Raw genomic sequence first — 3,644 nt, forward strand, 5'->3', positions numbered from 1 at the left:
GCTATTCCTAATACTAAGTGCGATAAATTTAAGCCATATGTACATCTTTCAAGCCCTATCGAGGAAGAGGATGTAATGGTTGTAGGTAAGCGAAAACCTTTCTTAAATTCTAAAGTTAATTTGCAAAGGTTACAAAAATACGAAGAGCAATTCAAGGCTTTCCAAAGAAAGTATAAAGGGTAACCAATTTAGTATATATAGCTGTTCTATTCTTCAAATAACGGGTGCGTTAGCTGAAGATCGAAGCTGTCTTTAAGGAAGATTTTCTTTATGCAACTATCGGGGCAGTTTAGTTCAAGATCGAAGTTTAACATGTGTTCAATAATTGGGCCAGATTGTTGAATAAATTATCTTCAATAAAAGAATCAGTTGAAGACGAGCAATAACTCTTCTGTTTCGTATTGGGGTTCAGCCGAGATACATGTAATTTCGAGTCAGAGACTGTATTTTATTTCCAATAGTTAACTTTTCTTTTTAATAAAGGTATTCGGTAATCATTTTGAACAATACTTTTTGAAATTGATAAAACATATGCAGCAAGTTACAGACTGGTACTTACAAAAAATAAAGGTTTTTGGTAACAGAAGATAATCTTTATAGTCATATTTACACCAGAACTACTTAACTGTTCTAGCAAGAATCCCAGCCTTAGTGAATAATTCTTTCAAAAAGTTGGTCGGAACGCGATTATAAGTAGAATAGTTAATATTTTTTATAAAAAAACAATAACAATTAAAATACGTTGAAATAAATTGTAAAATAATGATTAATTCATAATATTTTTTCAGAATATTCGTTATACAATTAAAGCAGGTTTCGCTCATTCTTTCTTTTTCTACAGGTGCTGATGCAATGGTTCGTACAATTTCTTCTTTATGTACTGTAAACATTCAACATGACGAAGAGTCTGTAAATTGGATAAAACTTCTTTGGGTACTTTCGATTGGAATTATTGCTTTCGTAATGGTCGCTTTCGCTGGAGGGGCACAAGGGGTTGATGGTGTAAAGTATCTAGCAGCACTTGGTGGCTCATCCATCCTGTTTGTTTTCGTGTTGCAAGTCGTGTCTGCAATTAAAATGTTCTTCATTGATAAAATAGAAAAGTAACGATTGGAAGGTAAAGGGGGAGAAACATATGAAGGCTAGTGATATAAAAAAAGTAACTCTTGGTGATCGGATTAATCTTGAAGAATTTATAGCTGTCGCACGTTTTGGTGCCATGGTCGAATTTTCTGATGGCTATCGTCAACGGGTAGAAGGTTCCAGGCAACTCGCTGAAAAGTGGATAGAAGAAGGAAAGGTAATGTACGGAGTCAATACTGGTTTTGGTGCCCTTTCCACAGAGTTGATATCCTTGGAAAAAACGGCCCAATTACAAAGGAATATCCTTCTATCTCATGCTACGTCAGTAGGAGAACCCTTAGTGGAGGAAGAAGTGCGGGCTACGATACTTATGGTCCTGCAAAATTTGGGACAAGGGTATTCGGGGGTACGGCTCGAAACGCTAGAAATGTATCGACAGTTTTTAAATCGCGGTCTAATTCCCTTTGCCCCCCGGGAGGGTTCTGTCGGTTATTTAAGTGTAGAAGCGCATATGGCGCTGGTACTGATTGGTGAAGGGATGGCGTATGTAAACGGAGAGCTCCTACCCGCGAAGGAAGCTTTACTCAGAGTTGGCATGGAGCCGCTTGTGCTTTCAGCAAAGGAAGGATTGGCCCTTATTAACGGGACAACCAGCCCGACAGGCATTGGAGCATTAGCATTGTATGATATGTTAAAGGCGGCTACAATCGCTGATATTATCGGAGCCATGACTCTAGAAGTCTTAAAGGGAACCACGCGTGCTTTTGACGATCGGTTAATGAGTGTTCGTCCTCATGGGGATCAAAGAAATACCGCGTATAACATTCGAAAAATGTTAAGCGACTCTATGATTGCCAAAGAGTCTGTGGATTATCGATTACAAGATGCGTTGTCTTTGCGTGCTATCCCCCAGCTGCACGGAGCCGCAAAGAAAACGCTGCAGGATGCATTGGAAACGATTGAAATTGAGATGAATGCATGTTCTGATAACCCAATTTTATGGCCGGATGAGGAAGATGCTGGAGCAATATCGGGATGTAATTGTGATTCGTCGTATGTGGGAATTGAGTTGGATTCCGCTTGTATTGCTGCCACAGCAATTGCCAAGATGTCAGAAAGGCGGAATAATCGCCTCATCAATGGTCAGCTTTCCGGCTATCCATCTTTTCTCATCCAAAAAGCGGGGCTCAACTCTGGACTAATGATTCCGCAGTATACACAAGCCGGTCTTTTAAATGATATGAAAATATTATCCCATCCGGCTACGGTGGATAGCATCCCGACCAGCGCTGATCAGGAAGATTATGTAGCAATGGGATACAATGCGGCAAAAAAAGCGCGTCAGGTAACTAGTAAGCTTGAATATGTACTAGCCGTTGAATTGTTATCTATATATTGTGCCCATCAATTCATGGAAAGTGACTTATTACCGGGTTCTGCCTCAAGGGCTGTTTTAACCCAAATTGCCCACTCTGTGCCAAAACTGGAGGAAGACATATACCTTTACCCTCATTTACAAACGTTAAGGGAGATAATCCATTCTGGCGAAATCATCGATCTTGTAGAAGATACGATTGGAAAACTACTTTAGGCCCGATTTGGGGTTCCTTAAGGGGGAGCTTCCAGGAAAATACGGATTTACAACGGTAAAAGCTTTCTATCATTACAAATCCCGATTTATCTATGGGAACCCACCAACATTATGCGGTTATCTTACCTCGCAAATAGAAAACCTCTGTTTATCAATGGTTTATTCATTGTTTACAGAGTTAAGATATCATGTCTATAAAGTAATTTTTATAATGATTTTCCTTAATTTGTATACTATGAATAGTATGTTTTACACTAGTTATAGTATTTGACGTAAAACCCATGCTAAGACACTTTTGGTAGTTAAATAGTGATTTTTTTTACTCTAATCCTTTTCTCTCTAAGGTAAATAACTTTATAAAAAGGACTTTGATTTAGGGATGGATTTAGGGAACGTAAATAAGTCTAAAAAATACCAGCTAATATGAGCTTCTTGTTTAATCAAGAATAGGGCGCTTTTCTTTAATAAGAAGGCGTCTTTTTGCATGGATAATACATTTAAGGGATTGAGTTTATTGAGGTGTAAAAAAAGATTGTGAAGTATTGTACTTAAAGTAAAGGGTGCTTTAGCTGAAGATCAGAGCTGTCTTTATGGCAGCTTTTTCGTTATGCAACTATCGGGGCAGGTTAGTTGCATAAAGACTCTGGAAAATATAGGTTAGTAAAGTTATACTCTTAAACATAAGCTGAATTCACCGGAGGGGAAATATGGAATTATTTGTTGGAATAGCTCTTATACTTATTGTATTTTTTCTTCAAGTATTATTGAAAAAAGATTAAAGAATATAGAAAAACAAAACAATCGTGTAATAGAAATTTTAGAAGAAATTAGAGATAAGAAACAAACGTTCTTTAACTAACAGTTTTCTCGTATGGAACTAAACCAGCTAATAGTTTGTCAACATTTTTCAATGAAAACTTAAAATATTTCATGCTATACTAAATTTGTGCATGCCAAATAACCTTCCAAT

Annotated in this window: 2 protein-coding genes and 1 pseudogene; all 3 read left to right on the forward strand. The window is 37.4% G+C overall.

Going from position 1 to position 3,644, the window contains the following annotated elements:
- Nucleotides 1-183: pseudogene (locus ACQKMR_RS28170) on the forward strand (leucine-rich repeat domain-containing protein); the annotation flags it as partial.
- 669 nt (nucleotides 184-852) lie between these two features.
- A complete protein-coding gene (locus tag ACQKMR_RS28175; protein ID WP_427700217.1) occupies nucleotides 853-1,107 on the forward strand; it encodes a hypothetical protein in 255 nt (84 codons plus the stop codon).
- Between the two features lie 28 nt (nucleotides 1,108-1,135).
- Nucleotides 1,136-2,674, forward strand: coding sequence for an HAL/PAL/TAL family ammonia-lyase (locus ACQKMR_RS28180; RefSeq protein WP_427700218.1), 1,539 nt, complete (start codon nucleotides 1,136-1,138; stop codon nucleotides 2,672-2,674).
- Nucleotides 2,675-3,644 lie beyond the last annotated feature (970 nt).

Origin of the sequence: Peribacillus sp. NPDC096540 (assembly GCF_050278525.1) — a bacterium.
Classification (GTDB): Bacteria; Bacillota; Bacilli; order Bacillales; family DSM-1321; genus Peribacillus.

Excerpts from the sequence above, each read along its gene's own strand:
- ACQKMR_RS28180 (WP_427700218.1), top strand. The coding sequence starts at position 1,136 with ATGAAGGCTAGTGATATAAAAAAAGTAACTCTTGGTGATCGGATTAAT.
- ACQKMR_RS28175 (WP_427700217.1), top strand. The coding sequence starts at position 853 with ATGGTTCGTACAATTTCTTCTTTATGTACTGTAAACATTCAACATGAC.